This is a genomic window from Pseudoalteromonas sp. SW0106-04, assembly GCF_001293805.1.
In the GTDB taxonomy this organism is placed as follows: Bacteria; Pseudomonadota; Gammaproteobacteria; order Enterobacterales; family Alteromonadaceae; genus Pseudoalteromonas; species Pseudoalteromonas ruthenica.
Genome location: NZ_BCAI01000005.1, coordinates 83657 through 104631, shown reverse-complemented (window position 1 = coordinate 104631; position 20975 = coordinate 83657). Strand labels below are relative to the sequence as shown.

General features: G+C 47.3%; 17 protein-coding genes. 5 read left to right on the top strand and 12 right to left on the bottom strand.

The features are described from left to right. Positions 1–2: 2 nt before the first annotated feature. From W04_RS07890 to W04_RS07845, 10 genes are all read right to left on the bottom strand, one after another. Positions 3–2498, bottom strand: coding sequence for a glycogen/starch/alpha-glucan phosphorylase (locus W04_RS07890; protein ID WP_053910448.1), 2496 nt, complete (start codon positions 2496–2498; stop codon positions 3–5). Continuing rightward, entirely contained in the window at positions 2495–4570 is a 2076-nt protein-coding gene (glgX, locus tag W04_RS07885) for a glycogen debranching protein GlgX (RefSeq protein WP_053910447.1), read from the bottom strand. The genes W04_RS07890 and glgX overlap by 4 nt, the downstream gene beginning before the upstream one ends. Beyond that, positions 4563–6824 carry a 1,4-alpha-glucan branching protein GlgB gene (glgB, locus tag W04_RS07880; protein WP_053910446.1) on the bottom strand — a complete coding sequence of 754 codons (2262 nt, stop codon included), beginning with the start codon at positions 6822–6824 and terminating at the stop codon, positions 4563–4565. Before glgB ends, glgX begins: the two co-directional genes overlap by 8 nt. Beyond that, complete coding sequence (malQ, locus tag W04_RS07875) at positions 6805–8808, bottom strand: 4-alpha-glucanotransferase (protein ID WP_053910445.1); 2004 nt, start codon at positions 8806–8808, stop codon at positions 6805–6807. Before malQ ends, glgB begins: the two co-directional genes overlap by 20 nt. 2 nt (positions 8809–8810) lie before the next feature. Continuing rightward, positions 8811–9113, bottom strand: coding sequence for an isoamylase early set domain-containing protein (locus tag W04_RS07870; RefSeq protein ID WP_053910444.1), 303 nt, complete (start codon positions 9111–9113; stop codon positions 8811–8813). Between the two features lie 449 nt (positions 9114–9562). Then, positions 9563–9970, bottom strand: a complete 408-nt coding sequence (locus W04_RS07865) for a GFA family protein (protein ID WP_053910443.1) — start codon at positions 9968–9970, stop codon at positions 9563–9565. A gap of 151 nt (positions 9971–10121) precedes the next feature. Then, positions 10122–10907 carry a DUF2071 domain-containing protein gene (locus tag W04_RS07860; protein WP_053910442.1) on the bottom strand — a complete coding sequence of 262 codons (786 nt, stop codon included), beginning with the start codon at positions 10905–10907 and terminating at the stop codon, positions 10122–10124. Between the two features lie 96 nt (positions 10908–11003). Next, positions 11004–11255 carry a hypothetical protein gene (locus W04_RS07855; protein ID WP_053910441.1) on the bottom strand — a complete coding sequence of 84 codons (252 nt, stop codon included), beginning with the start codon at positions 11253–11255 and terminating at the stop codon, positions 11004–11006. Between the two features lie 172 nt (positions 11256–11427). Further along, positions 11428–13113, bottom strand: coding sequence for a hypothetical protein (locus W04_RS07850; protein ID WP_053910440.1), 1686 nt, complete (start codon positions 13111–13113; stop codon positions 11428–11430). A 782-nt stretch (positions 13114–13895) separates the two neighbouring features. After that, complete coding sequence (locus W04_RS07845; protein ID WP_053910439.1) at positions 13896–14456, bottom strand: type 1 glutamine amidotransferase domain-containing protein; 561 nt, start codon at positions 14454–14456, stop codon at positions 13896–13898. A gap of 439 nt (positions 14457–14895) precedes the next feature. Here W04_RS07845 and W04_RS07840 point away from each other — a divergent pair, with 439 nt between their 5' ends. The 4 genes from W04_RS07840 (at position 14896) to W04_RS07825 (ending at position 17916) form a co-directional block, all read left to right on the top strand. Next, positions 14896–15111 (top strand): hypothetical protein, encoded by a 216-nt coding sequence (locus W04_RS07840; protein WP_053910438.1) that lies wholly within the window; start codon positions 14896–14898, stop codon positions 15109–15111. Positions 15112–15156: 45 nt separating this feature from the next. Next, a complete protein-coding gene (gene astB, locus W04_RS07835) occupies positions 15157–16509 on the top strand; it encodes an N-succinylarginine dihydrolase (RefSeq protein ID WP_053910437.1) in 1353 nt (450 codons plus the stop codon). 100 nt (positions 16510–16609) lie between these two features. Next, complete coding sequence (locus W04_RS07830; RefSeq protein ID WP_022946520.1) at positions 16610–17284, top strand: lytic transglycosylase domain-containing protein; 675 nt, start codon at positions 16610–16612, stop codon at positions 17282–17284. Positions 17285–17376: 92 nt separating this feature from the next. After that, positions 17377–17916 (top strand): DUF2937 family protein, encoded by a 540-nt coding sequence (locus tag W04_RS07825; RefSeq protein WP_053910436.1) that lies wholly within the window; start codon positions 17377–17379, stop codon positions 17914–17916. 82 nt (positions 17917–17998) lie between these two features. On the opposite strand, the gene W04_RS07820 is transcribed toward W04_RS07825, so the two are convergent. Next, a complete protein-coding gene (locus W04_RS07820) occupies positions 17999–18553 on the bottom strand; it encodes a DUF922 domain-containing protein (RefSeq protein ID WP_053910435.1) in 555 nt (184 codons plus the stop codon). 223 nt (positions 18554–18776) lie between these two features. On the opposite strand from W04_RS07820, the gene W04_RS07810 reads away from it, so the two are divergent. After that, the gene (locus W04_RS07810) at positions 18777–19520 is read left to right on the top strand and encodes an EAL domain-containing protein (RefSeq protein WP_053910433.1); all 744 of its coding nucleotides are present in this window, start codon (positions 18777–18779) and stop codon (positions 19518–19520) included. 17 nt (positions 19521–19537) lie between these two features. On the opposite strand, the gene W04_RS07805 is transcribed toward W04_RS07810, so the two are convergent. Then, positions 19538–20851, bottom strand: a complete 1314-nt coding sequence (locus W04_RS07805; RefSeq protein ID WP_053910432.1) for a PAS domain-containing methyl-accepting chemotaxis protein — start codon at positions 20849–20851, stop codon at positions 19538–19540. Between the last annotated feature and the right edge of the window lie 124 nt (positions 20852–20975).

Below are 20975 nucleotides of genomic sequence, written 5' to 3'. Positions count from 1 at the left end.
GGTTATTCTCCTTGGCGCGTTGGCATGGCCTGTAACTGCCATATGTCTTCACTGTATTGGGCAATAGTACGATCACTGGAAAACTGACCAGAGGCAGCGGTATTTAAAATACTCATTTGTGTCCAGTGTTTAGGGTCTTGATAAGCTTCGCTGACAGCTTGTTGAGCTTGGCAGTAACTGGCAAAGTCATAACAGGTAAGCCAAGGGTCGCTATCGTCATAAAGGAGGTTAATAATGGGAGCGAAAATATCCGGCTCACACAAATTAAAATGACCGCTTTGTAGCAAGGCGATTACTTTTTGCAACTGCGGGTCGTTCTCAATAATAGCGCGTGCGCTATAGTGCCTGCGGATATCGTCAATTTGCTCAATCTTGGCGCCAAAAGTAAAAAAGTGCTCGCCACCGAGTGCTTCAAGCATTTCCACATTGGCGCCATCCAGGGTGCCTATGGTCAGTGCGCCATTCATCATAAACTTCATATTGCCGGTGCCTGACGCCTCCTTACCCGCCGTGGATATTTGCTCTGATAAATCCGCTCCAGGGCAAATTGTTTCCATCGCGGTGACATTGTAATTCGGTAAAAACGCCACCCTTAACCACGCCTTCGCACGAGGGTCATCGTTAATGGTGTTAGCAACATTACATATCAACTTAATAATGCGCTTAGCCATATCGTAACCGGGGGCCGCTTTGCCCCCGAACAGCACACAACGGGGCACCATGCCTTGCGTATCGCCATCACAAATGCGCCGGTATAAATGAATCACATGCAAAATATTGAGCAACTGACGTTTATATTCATGAATGCGCTTGACCTGCACATCAAACAGCATGGTCGAGTCAAATTGCACGGCGCAGCGCTGTTGCACCAACTCGCACAGCCGCGCTTTGTTGGCTTGCTTTACCTTTTGCCACGCGGCAATAAAGCTATCGTCGTCGTAGTAACGGCGAATACGGTTAATATGCGCGAAATCTTTTACCCAATCATCGCCTATTTTGGCGGTGATCAACTGTGCCAGCTCGGGGTTACAATGAGATAGCCAACGCCTAGGCGTGACCCCATTGGTCTTGTTATTAAACTTCTGTGGCCACAGCGCATAAAAATCTGCAAACAACTGCTCTTTTAGTAAGCGGCTATGCAGCGCCGCCACCCCATTGACGGAATAACTGCCAACAATGGCTAAATAAGCCATACGCACCTGAGGGTTTGGCCCCTCTTCAATAAGCGACAAAGCACGCTGTTTTTGTGCACACCCGGGCCACTGTTTGGCGACTAAGATTAAGAACCGTGCGTTAATTTCATAGATAATTTGCATCAAACGCGGCAGTAGCCGTTGCATTAAAGCCACAGACCATTTTTCCAGCGCTTCAGGTAGCAAGGTGTGGTTGGTGTAGGCCATGGTACGAGTGGTTATCTGCCAAGCATCGTCCCAACTCATGCAGTGTTCGTCGATAAGCAGGCGCATTAATTCAGCTACTGCAATACTGGGATGCGTATCGTTGAGTTGAAATACATGATAATCGGCAAAATCTGTAAACTGTGCGCCTTTAATTGCTATCCATTGGTTAAGCCGGTCTTGCAGTGCGGCACTACAGAGAAAGTATTGTTGGCGCAGGCGCAGCTCTTTGCCATTTTCACTGCTATCGTTCGGATACAGCACCATGGAAATTTGCTCGGCGAGGTTTTTTTGCGCCACAGCCTCGGCATAGCCACCAGCATTGAACTCACCAAGGTCAAACTCATCGGTGGCCTCACTTTTAAATAGCCGTAAGGTATTGACGATATCATTACCATAGCCTGGCACTGGCACATCATAAGGCACAGCTAACACATCTTGGGTGTCCAGCCATTGGCGGTGTTCGCGGCCTTGATGGTCTCGATAAATATCGACATGACCAAAAAACTTCACCCGCACGGTTTTATCCGGTGCTGGTAATTCCCACGGATGGCCTTCACGCAGCCAATGATCGGGCTGCTCTATTTGCTGACCATTATCAATGCGTTGATTGAACATGCCGTATTCATAACGAATACCATAACCTGTGACCGGCAAGGCCATGGTCGCACAGCTATCTAAGAAGCACGCAGCCAAACGCCCTAAACCACCATTTCCTAAACCAGCGTCGTGCTCAGCGCTGGCTATATGTTCGAGCTCGGCGCAGTAATTGGCTAGTGCGGCGCTTACCTCAGCAGCCATATCTAGGTTTAAAATAGCGTTATTTAAGCTACGTCCGATGAGAAACTCTAACGACAGGTAGGCAACTCTTCGTGTTGGCACTGAATTAGTGACATTGCGGGTTTGTCGCATGCGCGCCACCAGCCTATCACGTATTGTCAGCCCCAGTGCTTGATACAAATAATGCTGCGATTCGCCCACTTTGTCGCGCCCGAGGGTATAGTGAAAATGACGAGCCAAATCATCGGCCAACGTTTCGCTATCAAGTAGCGGCGCATCCTGCCAATCCACAGGGTGGCATACAGTGCCAGACGTAGTCATAGTGTTTGCCTTGTATTGTGTTTGTTTTCAACGTTACTAAACACCCAACCACTACAGGGAGTTAAGGTTATTTCTTGATCCACAGCGATGCCCTGCGCTGCAGGCACACTGTGTTCGTCCGTACTCAAGCGCAGGTGCCATTGCAGTGGCGTATTATCAGGGCTCACTAAGCGCAAGGCTTGCTCGCGCCCGCCGCGATGCAGTACCACACATAAATAGTGATGGGCCTGGGTATCGATACTGTAATACACCAAGGTATGCAGCGAGGGGTCATGCCAATCGTCATTTCTCATCGGCCGCCCGTCAGGGCGATACCAAGCAATCACAAAGCGCGGGTCGTTGTCATGGATGTACTCCGGGTGCGTAAAAATGGCGAATTCACGACGCAGCCTTTGCACATCGCTGATAAACAGTGCTAACGGATGGTGGCGAGAGACATCGTGCCAACTAAGCCAATTAATGGCGTTATCTTGGCAATATGCATTATTGTTGCCCCCCTGTGAGTGCCCCATTTCCGAGCCGGCGCTGAGCATAGGCACGCCTTTGGAAAGTAATAAGGTGAGCAGTAAGTTTTTTTGTGCTCGCAAACGCAGTAACTTGATGTGGGCATCGTCGCTGTGCCCTTCCACACCATAATTACAGCTGTAGTTGGCATTATGGCCGTCTTGATTGCGCTCTCCGTTGGCGTGATTATGCTTTTGCTCGTAGCTGACAAGGTCGGCCAAGGTATAGCCATCATGACTGGTTATAAAATTAATGCTGTAGCTTGGCACCATGCCGGTGGCGCTAAAAATATCGGCAGAGCCATGCAAGCGCTTGGCTAACACGCCCAGTAAATCGCTATCGCCGCGCCAAAACCGCCTGACAACATCGCGATATTGGTCGTTCCACTGTCGCCATGGAGCAGGAAAAGCGCCAAGCTGGTAACCTCCGGGGCCAATATCCCAAGGCTCGGCAATCAGTTTCGCGTGTTGTAATACCGGGTCTTGTGCAAGGCATTGAAAGAAGACATGCTCAGGGTTAAAACCATGGTGCTCTCGGCCTAAAATACTGGCCAAGTCAAAGCGAAAGCCATCAACCCCATATACCTGATACCAATGCCGTAAGCTGTCCATGACCAAGCGCAGAGCACCCTGTTGGGTTAAATCTAAGGTGTTACCACAGCCGGTGTCGTTAATATAATGACCTTGCTCATCAAGGCGGTAATAACTGCGATTATCAATGCCCCTTAGGTGGCAACAAGGGCCAAGCGCTTCGCCTTCACAGCTGTGGTTGTAAACCACATCAATCAGCACTTCGATATTGTGTTGATGTAACTGCTCAACTATGGCTTGAAATTCGTGCACATCGCCGCTGACCAAATAATCACTATGCGGAGTGAAAAAGCTCAGGGTGTTATAGCCCCAATAATTACTCAGCCCGAGTGGCTGTAAAAACGCTTCACTAATGAACTGCTGCACGGGCATAAGCTCAATGCTGGTCACACCTAGCGCCTTGATATGCTCAATGAATTGCGGCGTTGCCAAGGCTGCAAAACACCCACGCTCGGCTTTCTCAATATCCGGGTGGCGCTGCGACCATCCCTTAACATGACATTCGTAAATAACGGTGTCGTGCCAGGCAATCTCCGGGCGTTTACCTTTATACTCGCTCAGTGCGGTTACCTGTGCTTTAGGCATTAAGTGAGCATTATCGAACGGACAAAGCTTACCTTGCTCATCGACAGCGCGGTGGCGAATACTGTGTTGAAAATCACCAAATAGCGAGTGTGCGTAAGGGTCCAGCAGCAACTTGTTAATATTAAACAACTGCCCTTGTTCAGGAGCAAAAGGACCATCCACTCGATAGCCATATAGCTGCCCTTCTGCAGCCCCTGCAACATGAACATGCCAATACCCAGGTTCACCTTTATGTAGGGCTATGCGTGCAATTTCACTGTGCCCAGAAGCATCATACAGACACAAGTACACGGCACTGGCATGACGCGAGTACAAGCAAAAATTAACCCCTTGGTCATCAATATAAGCCCCCAAGGGGGCACCAACGCCCGCCTTGGTAATAAATTTACTCATGATCAGGTGCCTCCCACAACAGATAAACACACGCCAATGGCGGCACACAGATGCTGATAGACTGACTTTGGCCATGCCAGGGTAGTGGCTCTGAATAGAGTGGCTCTGAATAGAGTGGCTCCGAAAGGAGTGGTTGCTCATTTGCAGGTCGCTCAGCGCACACCCTAACGCCACTGCCGAAGTATTGGCTCTCATCGCTATTAGCGATAACTCGGTAACTACCAGCGTGAGGCACACCAATGCGAAAATCATGATGTACTTGAGGCGTCATATTCACAACCGCGAGCACGACTTGCGGGAGGCTACTGGCAATACGTACAAAGCTGTAAATGCTTTGCTGGCTATTGTTCCCATCTAACCACCGAAACCCACGCTCATCACAGTCATTTTCATGCAGAGCCGGGTAAGAACGATAAAGCTGATTCAGGCATTTAACCCAACGCTGCATGCCTTGGTGCGCTGGGTCGTCAAGCAGGTGCCAATCCAACGCTTGGTTATGGTCCCACTCGCGCTGCTGAGCGAATTCGCCGCCCATAAATAGCAGCTTTTTGCCAGGGTGAGCCCACATAAAACCTAAATAGGCGCGAAGGTTCGCATGTTGCTGCCAACTATCTCCTGGCATTTTGCTCAGCAGCGACCCTTTGCCATGAACGACTTCATCATGGCTTAAAGGCAAAATGTAATTTTCGCTATAGGCATAGACCATGGAAAAGGTCATGTCGTGGTGATGGTATTGGCGGTAAATCGGGTCTAACTGCATGTAGCGTAATGAGTCATTCATCCACCCCATATTCCACTTAAAGCCGAACCCTAAGCCGCCACTGTCGGTGGTTTGTGTGACTCCTGGCCACGCGGTCGATTCTTCTGCGACCATCATAATGCCGCGATTTCGGCCATAGCACACACTGTTGATTTGCTGTAGGCAAGCAATAGCGCCGAGGTTTTCTCGCCCGCCCAAGTGGTTGGCCAACCACTGCCCGTGCTCACGACTGTAATCAAGGTATAACATCGATGCCACGGCATCCACGCGCAACCCATCTACCCCGTATTGCTCTAACCAAAAGCTGGCGCTAGAGGTGAGAAAGCTACGTACCTCTTGGCGCTCATAATTGTAAATATAGGTATGCCAATCCGGATGATACCCTTGGCGATGGTCGGCATGTTCATACAAATGCGTACCATCAAAACGCCCCAAACCGTGAGCATCTGCCGGGAAATGCCCCGGCACCCAATCTATTAGCACACCAATATTGTGCGCGCGGCACTGCGCGCAGAAATAGGCAAAATCATCGCCACTGCCGAAGCGCGAAGTGGGCGCGAAAAGGCCGGTGCTCTGATACCCCCAAGAGCCATCAAAGGGGAATTCGCTAACGGGCATTAATTGAATATGGGTAAACCCCATTTCTTCCACGTACGGAATTAATTGCGCGGCTAACTCACGGTAATTTAAAAATTGGTTATCGGCGGTGCGTCGCCAAGAGCCAATGTGCAGCTCATAAATACTAATGGCAGCATCGATGGCATTGCGGCGCTCGCGTTGCTCATAGCTTTGCTCATCCAGCGCTTTAGGCAACGTAACAGCGCTGACACGCGAGGCGGTATTTGGCGGCCGCTCTGTAGCAAATGCATAAGGGTCGGCTTTTAGTAGAGCCTCGCCTGATAACGTACGAATATGGTATTTGTAGCATTGGCCCGGCGCTACATCGGGTATAAAAATGGCCCAAACACCGCTGTCTTCAACCCGCGCCATAGGGTGCTGGCGACTATCCCAGTGGTTAAAATCCCCAGTCACACTCACCGCGAGGGCATTAGGAGCCCACACGCTAAAACGCACGCCACGGTGGCCTTGCAGGGTCATCATATGGGCGCCAAGGTGACGCTGCGCCTGTTGCTCTGTGCCTTGACGGAAAAAATATAAATCGGCGGCACTGAGCCCTAAGGGTAAGCAAAATGGGTCGGCCTGAACCACCACCGCCTCTGGGTAAGTAACACAGAGCTGATACGGAACAAATTCCGCCGGCGCCGGCGCGATAAACACCTCGGAGTCTGAATAGCGCTGGGCAATACAAGTGTGAGTGGCAAATTGCACCTCCACCGCCAAAGCGCCGGGCTTGTAGAGAATCACATACCAGCTGCCGTCAATACATTGATGGCCCAATAGCTGTCGCGGCTCACCCACTTGCGCCCCTTCAAGGGCGCAAACAGCATCGGCTAAATCAGGAAGTGGCGTATTATCAATCATCGCATGTTCCATGACGACTCCTAGTCAGTTCACAGATAAACTGCTGTTGCTGCTGTAAAATAGCGACAGCAGATTGGCTCAACTGTCGTCGCCAGTTCGGGTATTCACGGTGCGTACCGGGGATATTGACCGGCGCATGTTGGCCGTCTAAATCATCAAGTTGCAGGGTCAACAACTTACTACTTCCTTGCGCAAGTATTCGACACAAGGCGCGATACACATCGGCGCTGGTGCTGTGTAACGAAACCGACTCCCCTTGTTGAGTGAGTCGCTCAATCAGCGCGCTTTTATGGTTTTTACGTCGCTCATATAACGACTTTTTTTGCTCTGCACTGATAAGCGCCAGTTGCAGTGCTTGATTAAGATCATCACCCTGCCACCACTGGGCAAATGGCGGTAAATCGTGGTTGCTGATCATCAATAAGGTCTGCTCATCAAGGTGTTGCGGCGCGCTAAAGGTCGAGTGCTGATAACAAAAGTAATACACGGTATTGGAGAATATCTGCGCTTGGGCCAAGGCCTGTCGTACTTGCTCTGGCACCACTCCTAAATCTTCACCAATCACCACACACTGGTGTTGGTGACTGAGTATTTTTATTAGCGCTAACAGCTCGTTGAAGGGGTAATAGACATAACAGCCCTGCTCATCCACACACCACCAAATGCGCATCAACGCCATCACATGATCAATGCGCAGCGCCCCCGCCCCTTGCATATTGGCGCTAAATAACGCTTTGGCATAGGCAAACCGGTGGCGCTTCATCGCTTGCGGCAACAATGCTGGCATGCCCCAATTTTGCCCCTGTGGCGCAAAATCATCCGGCGGCGCACCAATACAGGCATGGGGAGTAAACAGTGCTCGGTAACGATTAAACTCGCCACCACCATCACTCACGCCAACGGCCAAATCATTGATAAGGCCCAACTTCATGCCCGCCTCTTGCGCTATATTTTGGCATTCTTGGCGCTGCAGCCAGGCTTGCCATTGCCAATAACAAGCCTGCTCATCATCTGGGTCGTCCAGGGTATCAAGAGCGACACGGTGCTGCTCTTTAAACTGTGCAAATTCGGCCTTGCGCTCAGCACTTGCCGTGGTGCAAAAACGTTGGAATAACGCGCGTAATAATGGCAGCTTAAGCGCATAGACTTGCTCATAATCAAGCCAAGGCGCACTTGCTACATTGCTATAGTGCCTTTTGGCCTCATTGAGCTGCGCTAAAATCGCCGCATCACATTCCGGCGAATCCTGAACGGCAATGCACAGCGGATGGATAAGCATGCGGCTGCTAGGGCTGTACGGGCTATGCCTACTGGCATCATTACAATCGAGTAAGTGCAAGGGATTAAGTAGCACATAATCTATAGATAACGCAGCGGCTTCGCGCAGCAGCGCTTTAAGATCCGCAAAATCACCCATGCCCACCCCGTGCTCGCTCACCAAGGTGTACAAGCCGCACGATAACCCCACACTTTTAACAGCTGCTTGCTGGCCATAAGCGCCTTGATAAACATGCTGCGGCGCCCACCATAGCTCTAGCTCAGCGCTATGCTCTGCGACGCTGATCCGCGCGGCGTAAAACCCAGGCGCTAACCAACCTTGACCCAGTTCATAGCTAAGTGCGAGGTAGCGACAGCCATCAATCACGTAGTCGCCGGTGACTTGCCCTTGGCTAATGCACCAGTTAGCATGTTGTGCGTTCACCTCTAAGTGCAAGCTTGCACTCTGCTGCCGCTGAAACTGCGCCTCGCTCAGGCGAATAACTAAACGTGGCGAAGGCTCCGAGATAACCATAATGTCATCGCAAAGTTGCTGCCAAGGGGCCGCGTCAAGCTGATAGTTAAGCGCAGCTAAGGCGTCGAGGTTATCAACATCGACCCCCATGGCCTCAAGCACTTTTACCCGCAACGCCTGATCAAATTGTTGCTGTTGCCCTTGGTAATCCACGTAGCTGTCGCCAACCCCCATCAGATAGAGGCTTTGTGCCAGCGTCTGCATTGTTAAGGCTGAACGTGGGTTGATACCACACTGTTGTCAGTACCATAGGCATTGGCAACATAGGCATCGGCTTGGTGGTCGTTATCCCACTCATGGTCATCGATTAAGTAACGAAAATGAAATTCGCTGTTTTTGGGGAGGCGCGTTTTAACGCGAAATGTGCTGCCTTTTTTCGAGCAGGTCATGGGCAAAGGTTGCCATTGATTAAACTCCGCCACGAGCGCAACACGGGCCGCGTGTGGATGCTCATACTCAAAGGTCACTTCTGCTTCGTTTTTTGTTTTGAAAAAACGCTTCTTTAACATAGCTGGGCTCCAAACAAGTGTATATTTGTTCGCCACATCAATGTGCTATGGATACTGCTCAGCAAATCGGTGTGTTTTGCAAAGTCTGATGGCGAGGTTAGCAAAGAAATATGGACGCATTATTACAGTGCATAAAATGCGCTTTCTCGGTGCAATTACGCCGAAAAGTGAGGGTGTCACCCGTCACTTATAGGCTGTTAGCAGGATAAGTGCCAAGGCAACTGCTGCGAACCTCAAATAGATACAAGGGATAATAGAAACAAACCAACAAAACGCATAATGAGATATTTTCACGCGTGCTTGCGAGCGGCTTACAGGGCAACAGACTGTTGCAAATCTAACACTGTTTAAGAGGGAGTTTGACTGAAGAAATTAATATAAAGCAGCGCTGTTTCCTACAAAGCACCCACGCTGTCGGTGCCAAGTTGCAGCCTAGCGCAGCACCAATTTCACTGCCGTCCAGGCTCGTGCTTTTCATAACGAGGGAACGCTGCGTCTAACTCTTCCCAGTTTGCTTTTGAGGTCACAAAATTATGAGAAATGGGTCGCTCTGTAATATCGCTGTCTAACGTTCCTAGGCGCAGCCGATACCTGTTTGGCGACTGCGCATTAGCACTGTAAATGGGCGCCCCGCACTGGCTGCAAAAGTATTTACGTTTACCCTCAGCACTTTGGTAATAAGTCAAAGTACCCGCTTTGTCTGTTATTTTTAAATCTTCTGCATTAATGAAGCCATTGGTTGCATAGGCACTGCCGCTGGCCTTACGACATAAAGAGCAATGACAATGAATGATATCAGTGAGAGAGCCCTGCAATTGAAATTGGATTGAACCACACAAACAACTTCCCTTATACATCTGAATTCCTCTTTTAACTGTTCGCTCTGGGCCCACCCTTTTACTACAAGCAACTGACTCTGCGTTACACCACGCTATAAGCCATGGCAAAAAAGTGCGCCCACCCTAGTGCCAAGGGCTGCCAATAACGTTTCCACGCCATACTGTATTTTTATCTAATCACTTTTGGGGGTAAATAAATAGTAAATTCATTAATAGGTTCAACAAGAACGCTATGCGCGACTTGTTGCTCCTCTGGCGTCACTAAGCCCAGGCGCGATAACAAACCAAAGTTGGCCGATTCAAGGTTCGCCGGCTTCACTTCTAGGGCTTTATGCCAGACTCGATAAGTCCCCAGTTGACCGTCACGGCGATAATAAAAGCCCGCCAGCGGATGAGTTAAATACACCAATCCCGTTTCTACATCAGGAAAGCCCGGTAACTCCAGTTTAGAGTCTGCGCTCTGGGTTAGTTCAACATGTGCTGGCGCCCAATCGGCTTGGGTAACCATTTTATATTGTGAATATAGTCTGGTTGATGAATCGAACTCACAATCAAACTTCACTTTGCCACTATACCAAGGCAAGTTCCAAACGAACCTAGGGACAGCTAAAGTCCAAGAATCCAATGTGGTACCCAAGAACCAAACACACCTTTCGTTGGTCTTTTTATCGATAATGTAAATGCGGTAGTTTGTTTGGCCCATGGTAAATTTAGGGAATGGGAAAACAGCCGAGGTAAAATCAACATCAATGAAAGGAACAACAGAAATTAACGCCTTTTCTTCACCATTAATTTCTAGGGTATCCAATTCAAATCGCTCGGGGAAAAGCCCCTCAAACCGTGAAGGATTCACAGCATAAGTAATAATTGAGAAGTGTTGTAATTTGCACAGAACATCAATCCCTCTTGGCGCTGGCCGAGGGTGAAGAAAGTCTTTTAATTTTAATGAGTCCATCAACGTACAATCGCTCCACTACAACTAAATCTAGGTTTCTGGTTTGCGTTCTTTTTTTGCGTTTTTTTGAGCAACAATATCTAACTTTTAAGTGCCTTAAAGCAGTTCCAATCTAACACTTTGCCATTCATCCCATGCATTCTCAGGGTCGATATCGGCATAACCTCTTTCTTCTGCCAGCTCCTCAGCAACATCAAGTGGCATTGCCATACATTGTGAAGAGTCTCTTATACCTAACACTTCTTGCTCAGTTAAGGGAGCGCCTTTTTTCGTTTCGGCGTTTAATAGCACTGCGACTAACGCAGGAATATGAACGAGTTTTAAATCTTCATCATTTTGTGGAGGCAAAATATAAATCCTTTTATCTACGAGTCCTGGAGGGAACGCCTTACATCAAAGGCAGAAAAAGCGGTTGGGTTGAAGTGCAGCGAAAGCCGCGCCACTTTTTGCTATCCGAGTGCATGTGATTCTTACGCACCTCCTAGGCTCAGAAGCTTGAATATGTGGCACATAATAGCTCTCACTCCCCCAAAGAATTTGTCATTACTTCTAAATTGCTCCATGTAATTGAGCCACTTAGGCTAATTTCGCCAATACCATTTACTGAGTCGATATTCATTCTGATAATATCAGCTAGCTTTATTTTTTTTCCGTCATGATCAATATAGTCGTTAAATTTTAATATTCGTGCTGCTAATGGAGGCAACTCTAGGCCGTAAGGATCAATAGGATTAGGTTTAAACCCTGATTTAGCACCAGGCTTTGAAGAAAAAATTACAGCGTTGTCTTGTTGGCGATACTCAAATCGGCTTCCGATTTGTCGCATAACTTTCCCAATATCTGAAAGCTCATCTGTAATTAGAGCATTATTACCAACGTAGTAAAGTTCATCACCTTCCTTGTCTCCTAAAAGCATACTTACTCTAGTTAGAGCAGCAGCCATTTCGTCATTTGGGTAGCATGCATCAATAATTAGTGTGAAGGGCACGTTTGTCATAGCAAGTGCATTATAAAGTTGTTCTACAAGGATAAGCCCATCCCCAGATTCGCTAAGAGAAGGTTTATAGTTTTTCGCAGCACGTTCCGCGTAGTCTTTATTGACGTTACCTTGAAGAAGTACAATTTCTCCATTTGGTAAAGATAGGCCATGTCCTGTGTAATACACTACTAAGTGGTCGACGGGATTCTGCAAAAGCTCTAATGTTAGATCAATCGTCCAATCTAAAAGCCTCTCATCACTTAGCGGCATTTCTTTAGTACTATTAAGCTGTTTAGTAAAAACTGGATTATAGCTTTCAAATAAGCGCTCCATCAAAATAGATGCTTGTGTAGCTTGCGGTACGTTTAGTGAGCTAAAGTTCTCGTAATGAGCATTAGCAATGGTAATTGCTCCAAATGATTTATGATTCTTTTGAGCTCGCAATGAGTTTTCGTCTCTGATCTCTTTCACTCTTCTAGCACTCAACTCATTTAACACTAATTCTCCCTGATCAGATAAATCAGTGGCTACTCGGCTTACTCCCATCACTTCGTAAGCAAATATTATCGGTGCATTGATAGAAAATGATATCTCTCTTCTGCCTTCTATATTGTCCGAGAAGTTAAAAGAGCCCAGTCTGGTTTTCTCGACTTCATACCCCGTTTTAGAAATTTCGGCGAGTGCCTTTATTCCCGCTTCACTAAGTGCGCGAACTACATACTCTATTTTCCCAACATAGGCACGACTAACAATGATTGGGTCAATGTTTTTTTTCATTGCAGTTTGAACTAATTCGTTTTCATTTATTCTTTCTTTTAAAGCACCAACTGGTAGTTCTGCTACATATGCATCTTTAATTTTGAGAGTTACTTCTAGTTGCTCATCATTAGAAAAAGCGCTATTTAGTAAAGAGCTTTGACCCGCCCCCTGTACACTGGACATATCATTAACAATCGCTTCTACAGAGAATTTTTCGCCCTTCAAAACTGATTCATCATCTAAATTACCAGCGGTATAAACCATAAGTGATGACTTGTTTGGTGATAGTATTGTTCCTGGAAACCGAGCGTTTTTTGGGGGGAGGTTCAGAATTATTTTACTTGAATCGACATTTAAAGTTGAAGCAATTGAATCCTTTATAGTCTTTTTCTGTATGTCTCCAATAACAAAAACGGCAACTCCAATTATTGCAGTAATAGAAACGATAAAAAGCGTTATTTTCTTCATGAAAATCCCTTAAATTCCTAGACACCTAAAACACTGTCGAAGTTATTGCGGACGAGTACTTTGATTGAATAGCACCCACCAGCAGAGGCGCAACATTGCTGCGTCCTGCTGGCTGGCTTTGTTATGTTCTTATTTGCAAAATACAAAAGTTAGAATCTCTTTGAGAGTTGACTCACACTCTTCAGTTAATTTTTGCGTGCCATCGATATAATTACGCACTCTCTTCCATGAGTTAAAAGGTTTATCACTAGTCTTAACAGACTCATTCTGCTCCTGATCCCAAAGTACAATTTCGGCTTAAACCAAATAGCTCTTTGTGTTTTTACCACGCCAATGTTTATTTATTGTTAATTAAGTTAGCAGCTGAGTTTCGTCACGTCGATATTCAGTCGTGAGGTGGAAAACGCGCAATGAGTTAATCGAGCCGAGTTTGGCTCGTTATGAATATATATAACTGCATTAAATTCAGGTAGTTGGAACTATTATTCACTCATTAATGGCTGGTATTACATTCCATAACACGCCCTGTTGGATAGGTTTTCGGGTGCTTTACCTATTAGCGTGTTCAACGCGGTGGCGAATGAGAAAGCCCTAATACCTCTTAAAAAGAAATATTAATACCAAAAAGTAGCGCTTAGACACCTGCGGCTGCTGCCTTAATATAAAAAATCTCGCTATGTTTACTCGTGAGTTTTAATAAAAATGCCGCTTCATTTATTGCATCCACAAAAAAGCCAGCAGTAAGGCTGCTGGCTTTTATATTGAGAAGTAAATGGGGCTAATTATTCGCCGTGGCGACCTTCCCATACCTCTTCAACGAGTTTTTTGTTAAAGGCTTGCAAATCGCCGGGCTTACGGCTGGTGACTAGGCCATTATCAACAACCACTTGCTCGTCTACCCAATTGGCTCCGGCGTTTTCTAAGTCGGTGCGTATACTTGGATACGAGGTGACTTTGCGCCCTTTAAGTTTATCAATTTCCGCTAGCATCCACGGGCCGTGGCAAATAGCTGCAACGGGTTTGATGTAATCTTCTTGGAAGAAGCCGTCCACGAAGCGCTTTGCTTCGGTGTCTTGGCGCAGTGCATCGGGGTTAAATAAACCGCCGGGCAGTACTAAGGCGTTGTATTCAACCGCGCTGACTTCTTGCGCTAGCTTATCTACTTTTATTTCTTCGCCCCAGTGGTCGTCCTCCCAACCTCGAATAGTGCCTGGCTTAATAGAGATAATGTCTACCTCGGCACCGGCATCGAGTAACGCTTTACGAGGAGATACCAGTTCGCTTTGCTCGAACCCATCAGTGGCTAGGATGGCTACTTTCTTACCTGCTAAAGGTGTACTCATATTAATCTCCTTTAAATTAAACACATTTAGATATGAGCAGCCATCGTGCCAAATTAATAACCTACTGAAATTAATAGTCTTTATAGTTTTGGGCTATATTTTTAGTGACAGGTTGCCTGCAAAGCTTTCAGGCTTTAATGAAACACTTACATGACTAAACGACGGGTGCTTAATACTTGCACACACCGTGCAAAAGCATGGTGCAATCACAGTTAAAAATGACCCAAAACGGTGCTTAACACCCCTTTTAAATACTCCCATCAAGCTATAGGCCTCTGTATTTATTACTCTTTGCATTAGTGGCACAGATTATTCATTAGCTACAGCGTCACCCACCTTAGGAGCGCCGTTATGCAACAGCTACGTGAAACCCTTTACCTACTTTGGCATTTCGATATTAGTATTTGGCAAATTCATGACTATGCGCAGGGTAAAGACGATGAATAGCCTCGCGTCTGTGATGCCCCGCTTGTTGAATAAGCAAATTAGCGTCTCGCAAGCGGCCGCTCATACTAAGCTCTCTAAACGGGAAATATATAAGGCGCTGCGAATGCACGACCAAAGCTCATCGCGAGGCACTTTGCTCAAACGGCGCCAGCAGCTATTAAAACAACTCAATGACGTTGACATTGCACTTGCACACCATCACCGCTAGGTTTAAAGCTGCCCTTTACTGTTACAGGCATTTTTAAGGAGTACTATGCACAGCTATGAAGTAAACTTTGACGGCTTAGTGGGCCCCACCCATAACTACGCCGGATTGTCTTTTGGTAATGTTGCCTCTAAGCGTTTTGCAGCGCAGCCATCTAACCCTAAACAAGCGGCCTTGCAGGGGCTTGAGAAAATGCGCACGATGCGCCAGCTGGGTTTACACCAAGGTGTACTGGCCCCTCACGCACGCCCTCATATGGCATTGTTAAAGCAGCTGGGGTTTACTGGCTCGGATGCACAAATACTCGAAAAAGCGTACAAATATAACCCGACTTTATTAAGTGCGTGCTTTTCTTCATCAGCAATGTGGAGTGCGAATGCTGCCACCGTATCCCCCTCAAGCGACAGTGCCGATAACCGCGTCCATTTTACGACGGCCAATTTAAGCAATAAGTTGCATCGTTCCATTGAAGCGCCAACCACGGGCCGGGTATTACAAGCAACGTTCGCTAATTCAAACTATTTTGCCCATCACGCCCCCTTACCTGGGCACGACCATTTCGCCGATGAAGGCGCCGCAAATCATACCCGCTTATGCCCAAAGCACGGCGATAAAGGCTTGCACTTATTTGTGTATGGGCGCGAGGCCTTTAGTGAAGGCGGCGTGAAACCACAAAAATTCCCTGCTCGCCATACCCTTGAGGCCAGCGCTGCCATTGCTCGCTTACATCAGCTCGATGATAGCCAACAGCTGTATATTCAGCAGAACCCAGAAGTTATTGACCAAGGCGTGTTTCATAACGATGTGATTGCCGTTGGTAATGAGCAGCTGCTTTTTTGCCACGAGCAAGCCTTTTATAAGCAACACCAAGCTCTGGATACAATAAGCTCTGCTTATAGTGCACTGTATAACGACGCCCATCGCCTTAGTATTGTTGAAGTACCCACCGAGGCGGTGAGTGTTGCCGATGCCGTGAGCAGTTATTTGTTTAATAGCCAGCTTATTACCTTGCCTAGCAATGCCACAGCGCTGATTGCGCCGCAGGAGTGTGCTGAGAACCCAGCGGTTAAGGCGTATTTAGATGATTTACTCACTCAGCCAGATACCTTGGATGAAGTCCATTACGTGGATATCAAACAAAGTATGCAAAATGGCGGTGGCCCAGCTTGTTTGCGCTTACGAGTGGTGTTAAATGAACAGGAATTGGCTGCCACAAACCCAGCCTGTTTATTCTCTGACAAGTTACATCACACCCTAAGTGATTGGGTGGAGCGTCATTATCGTGACCAGCTATGCCAGGACGATCTGCGCGATCCACTGCTGATCCAAGAATCTTACGCCGCCTTAGATGAATTAACTAAGCTTATGAATTTAGGCAGTATTTATGATTTTCAGCAGTGATCGCTTAGCGCCTTAAAGCGATCGTGCAATGGCTATTTTATCAGCCAAAAGGCTGACCCTGTGCTAGGCTTAAAGAACGTTTATCACAGGGTTTGGCACTATGTTGTTAACGCGCATCATCTTCGCCTCCAGTATTTGGATGGCCTGCTCCATATCCGCCTTTGGCGCCAACGATCCGGTGATCTACCACTATTACAACAGCGAGGGCATTGCGGTATTCACCGATCAAAAACCCAAAGTCAGTGGCTTTCGTGTTGTTGAAGTAAAATGCCAACGCTGCGAGCAATCGCGTTATCAAAGCTGGTATTCAACCCCTTTGCATCCCTACAAGTTTCGTCAAACCTTGTACGAAGAAGCGCTCAAAAATGACTTAGATGTGGCATTGTTACAAGCCATAGTGCATGCCGAGTCGGGCTTTAACCCTAATGCGCAATCACATAAGGGCGCCAAAGGGCTGATGCAACTCATGCCTTTACTAGTCAAAGCCTACAATATCGATAACCCCTTTGACCCCGATAGCAATATTGCCGCCGGCAGCGCCTATTTTGCGAAGCTATTAAAGCGCTTTAAAGGAAATACGAAACTGGCCGCAGCGGCCTATAACGCCGGCCCTGGCAACGTTGCCCATTACAGTGGCGTGCCTCCTTTTCAGCAAACCCGCGACTTCGTTAAACGTGTGGATATTCTCCATAATCGTTACCGCCAACATCAACAGCTATTAACTTTAACAGTACCGCGCCAATACCCGAACGGATTGCTCAGTGCAGCGCGCTAGCGGCGCTAAGACATACCAATTGTGTGAGTGAAGTGATAACTTAATCACCATAACTGGAGTCAGTGCGGCAATGTGCCCGTAGATGGAATTGTATGCTTAAAGATATTATTCGTTGGTGTCGTCATTATGTGCGTTTGTGCGTGTTTTTTATTGCCGCGTTGCTGGGTTTGCAAGTGCCGGGCTTTGTTGACGATTATGGCCATGCACTGCGTGCAAGCAACGACGAGGTAACTCAGGCCATTGCCCCGTTTAAAGAAGACGCCAAGCAATTCTTTGATGGCTCCTTAGAAAAACTGTTGGCTCACTATCAACAAAGTGACGACCGCATTTACGCCAAAGGCGGTAACAACTTAGCCTTACTCTTGGAGCGCCAAGAGCAACTAGAGAACGCAGTATCCGATTATCAAAGTAACCCTTATTGGCACTTGCTGACTGCGCCGGTGATTGATGTTGGCCAGTCGGTATGGCAATCCTACCGCCCGCAAATCCAACTGAACATGGCCTCTTTGGGCAGTGCCTTAGTGGTGGCGTTAATGATTACTTGGTGTGTTGAAGGGCTGTTTGTTTTATTAACCAGTGCCCTACTCGTTTTGCTATCGCTGTTTATAAATGTGCGAAGCAAGCCTTCATAAAGCCACACCATAGATAGCAGAGCTGGGTTATTGGCAGCTGCTCTAGGAAAAAAGCAGCTGCGGTTACCATTTAAGTGAAGTACTAAAGGTGATCCACCAGCCACGCCTTTTCAGTGCGGCCATGATTGGTTTGCTCGTCGTATGCTTGCAGTTGCTGTGCTAGCTCTTGTTTCAGAGCATTGCCGATAAGCGCGGCCTGTTGTTCAATCACGCGGCAACTGCCCAACTCGGGAATGGCCTCTAGTTGCTCGTCGATGCGCTGTGCCATCGCCTTTATCATACGACCATGTTCATGCTCATGCTCGGCCAAATACGAAAACCACTGCGACCACGCCTTTTTCACACTCTCAGTACTATCTGTTAGTTGTGGCAGCGTGTATTCCAGTTCTAACGTAGTGGTTACCTTATTGATATCACATTGGCGTGACTTACTATCAAACCAAAACTGCCAGCGGATATCGTAGTAGGTGTAACCATGCACAACCTTGTTATCACGCTTTACCGGCGAAGCATTATCGAGTGCGTGTAAAAGACCATCGGGCGCATCGGCACTGACGGCATAATTTTGTGTGGTTTCATCAATGACAAGTTGAGCATGAAGCGAAAATGAAAAAAGTAAAAAGATGAGATAGCGCACAAGAGTTCCTTTTTGGCGTTGGCTTGTTAACGCCGCTATTTTATCAAGTACGTGGGTTTGTACCACTAAAAGATAACAATTGTGTGAAATATCATAAATTTGCTGCCAACTGTGGAGATTATGCTCAGGTCTTTCTAAAAATCATCGACTTAGCTTGTACAGCCCACAAATACCAGCTAGTGTTAATATTAGTGTTTGAAGCTAATAATAAGAGAATTCATTGATGGCATCTCAGTGTCGCCGCTGCATTAACACGCCCCCTCTCCCTTTTGACTTTACCATGGCGTTCCAACCCATTGTTGATTGCCAACAAGGCGAGGTATTTGGGTATGAAGCGCTTGTGCGTGGCGTTAACAATGAACCCGCCGGTGCAGTAATAAGCCAGCTCACCGATGAAAATAAATATATGTTTGATCAGCATTGCCGCATTAAAGCCATTGCTTTGGCTGCCAAGCTGCAAATACCCTCGATGCTGAGCATTAACTTTTTACCGAATGCCATCTATGAACCTGAACGATGTATCAAAACAACTCTGGAAGCCGCTGAGCGTTACCAGTTTCCTATCGAGCGAATTATGTTCGAGTTTACCGAAGCTGAAAAGGTAGGTGATGCGCACCATATCAAACGCATCGTTGAGTATTATCGTAAATTGGGTTTTATGACCGCCACGGATGATTTTGGCGCCGGTTATTCAGGCCTTAACTTATTAGCTGACTTTCAAACCGACATTGTTAAATTAGATATGTTGATGATCCGCAATATCGACCAGGATAAAACCCGACAGATCATCATAAGAAACTGCGTGAATTTGCTGCGTGAGCTGGGTATTCAGGTGCTTGCCGAGGGCATTGAAACAGAGGGTGAATATCATTGGTTGCGAGCAGCCGGCATTAATCTAATGCAGGGTTATTTGTTAGCGAAGCCCCAGTTTGAAGGGCTCCCAGAGGTACATATACCGAGTCACTGATCGCTTGAGCGGCTGCCTTAAGACAGCCGGTTAGCAAATTGTGATACCGCATCCACGACTTTTTGAGACGCTTCGCGTATTTCCTCAATCACCGCACTGGCATCATTGACTTTCTCAGCAACCTCGGTGGCTGTGTCTTTATTTTCACCTATGGTTTGCACCGCTTCCAAGGTCAGTTGCGCGTTATCATTGACCACCCCAATGATTTCCTCGGTCGACTTTGAAGTTCGCGAGGCCAACTCTCTGACCTCATCGGCAACCACCGCAAAACCGCGCCCAAGCTCACCTGCCCGCGCAGCTTCAATGGCGGCGTTAAGTGCCAATAAGTTGGTTTGCTCGGCGATGCCGCTGATGGCTTGAACAATTTTATTAATTTGCGCCGATTGCGCTTCAAGGGCATTGATTTTCTCAGACGCACTATCCATCTTTGCCGCTAATTGGCTCATAACCGCTGCGGTTTCTTCCATAATGGCAGCGCCACTACTGGCACTACTTTGAGTGTTAATTGAGGTGTCGTAAGCGATTTGAGCTGCATGATTTACCTGGCTTTCGCGCTCTACTTGCGCAGTGATATCGGTGGCAAACTTAACTATTTCATAGAGCTGACCATGGCTATCGAAAATAGGGTTGTAAGAGGCTTCGAGGTAAATTTCTCGTCCCTGTTTGTCGATACGCTTAAAACGATCGGCAATGTAATCTCCGCGATTGAGCTTTTGCCAAAACTCACGATACTCATGGCTATTAGCCAGTGCGGGCTCACAAAACATGCTGTGGTGCTTGCCTTTGACTTCTTCAAGGCGATAACCCACAGTGTTTAGAAATAAGTCGTTAGCGTCGATAATATTTCCTTGAGGGTTAAAGCGGATCACGGCCATAGAACGCTCAATAGCGTTGATGACATTTTCATTGTGCCTTGAGGTATTAATGGTGCGGGTTAGGTTCGATGCGAACAGATCAAAGTGCGTACAGTGCCCACTGGCATCCACAATCGGCTGCAATATCACACGTAACCATAAGTGCTGGTCATTGTTTTGCATTTCCAAAGCACCAGCCCAGTGTTTGCGCTGGGTTAGCGCATTTTTAAGTGCCTTATAGTGCTCTGTGTTGCGCGCCAAATTTGGTACGAAGTCGAGCAACGCCTTGGCCTGCCACGCGTGGCTGCTAATCTGGGTCTCAGTTTCAAAAAGTGTGTTGGCAGAGATAATCACCCCCTGCAAATCCAAGGTTAGATGGATCATCTCTTCACTTAAACTAGAGAATATTTGCTTGTAAGTAAGCACTTCATCTTGCAAGCTTTTCAGCTCAGCGAGGTGACTTTTTCGCAGAAACATGGTGGTACCATCAAAGTAAATAATAAAAGAGCGAACGTTTAAGAACGTTTTGCATGGTGCGGTGGATCATAAAGCAGCTTATCGCAGCATTATTTGATATGGCGCATACAATTTACCTACTGGT

Coding starts and splice junctions, on each gene's coding strand:
- W04_RS07890 (WP_053910448.1), bottom strand. CDS start 2,498: ATGACTACGTCTGGCACTGTATGCCACCCTGTGGATTGGCAGGATGCG.
- glgX (WP_053910447.1), bottom strand. CDS start 4,570: ATGAGTAAATTTATTACCAAGGCGGGCGTTGGTGCCCCCTTGGGGGCT.
- glgB (WP_053910446.1), bottom strand. CDS start 6,824: ATGGAACATGCGATGATTGATAATACGCCACTTCCTGATTTAGCCGAT.
- malQ (WP_053910445.1), bottom strand. CDS start 8,808: ATGCAGACGCTGGCACAAAGCCTCTATCTGATGGGGGTTGGCGACAGC.
- W04_RS07870 (WP_053910444.1), bottom strand. CDS start 9,113: ATGTTAAAGAAGCGTTTTTTCAAAACAAAAAACGAAGCAGAAGTGACC.
- W04_RS07865 (WP_053910443.1), bottom strand. CDS start 9,970: ATGTATAAGGGAAGTTGTTTGTGTGGTTCAATCCAATTTCAATTGCAG.
- W04_RS07860 (WP_053910442.1), bottom strand. CDS start 10,907: ATGGACTCATTAAAATTAAAAGACTTTCTTCACCCTCGGCCAGCGCCA.
- W04_RS07850 (WP_053910440.1), bottom strand. CDS start 13,113: ATGAAGAAAATAACGCTTTTTATCGTTTCTATTACTGCAATAATTGGA.
- W04_RS07845 (WP_053910439.1), bottom strand. CDS start 14,456: ATGAGTACACCTTTAGCAGGTAAGAAAGTAGCCATCCTAGCCACTGAT.
- W04_RS07840 (WP_053910438.1), top strand. CDS start 14,896: ATGAATAGCCTCGCGTCTGTGATGCCCCGCTTGTTGAATAAGCAAATT.
- astB (WP_053910437.1), top strand. CDS start 15,157: ATGCACAGCTATGAAGTAAACTTTGACGGCTTAGTGGGCCCCACCCAT.
- W04_RS07830 (WP_022946520.1), top strand. CDS start 16,610: ATGTTGTTAACGCGCATCATCTTCGCCTCCAGTATTTGGATGGCCTGC.
- W04_RS07825 (WP_053910436.1), top strand. CDS start 17,377: ATGCTTAAAGATATTATTCGTTGGTGTCGTCATTATGTGCGTTTGTGC.
- W04_RS07810 (WP_053910433.1), top strand. CDS start 18,777: ATGGCATCTCAGTGTCGCCGCTGCATTAACACGCCCCCTCTCCCTTTT.
- W04_RS07805 (WP_053910432.1), bottom strand. CDS start 20,851: ATGTTTCTGCGAAAAAGTCACCTCGCTGAGCTGAAAAGCTTGCAAGAT.